The 325-nt window shown below is 45.2% G+C and carries 1 pseudogene; it reads right to left on the bottom strand.

Annotated features, from left to right (window positions below):
* Positions 1-325, bottom strand: a pseudogene (locus AB4496_RS18020) (type IV conjugative transfer system coupling protein TraD); the annotation flags it as partial.

A 325-nucleotide genomic window follows, 5' to 3' on the forward strand; every position in this document is an offset into this window, starting at 1 on the left:
TTGAGATATCGCCGACTCTTCGAGATCTTGTTGAGCGCGCTTTTGATAGTGACCGTCTGATTTGAGATTTTCTGCATCATCATTGACAAGATTTTTGACTGTTTTGCTTTGCGTGGCTTCTTTGATTTGGGCTGTCTCGAGCTTCATCTCTTCTGCAGTGTCAAATTGCTCTGATTGGCGGGTTGAGAGAGCATTACGCTCTTCTTCACTAAGGAAAAGCCCTGGAGCAACACACTCACAGTAAACGGCTTCTTGGTATGCTTTAATCATCGCTGGAGATAGGGTGTGTTCACGTTTGATAAAGGCTGGTGTCACATCTCGCATC

Source organism: Vibrio sp. 10N.222.46.A1 (genome assembly GCF_041473595.1).
GTDB lineage: Bacteria > Pseudomonadota > Gammaproteobacteria > Enterobacterales > Vibrionaceae > Vibrio > Vibrio tasmaniensis_A.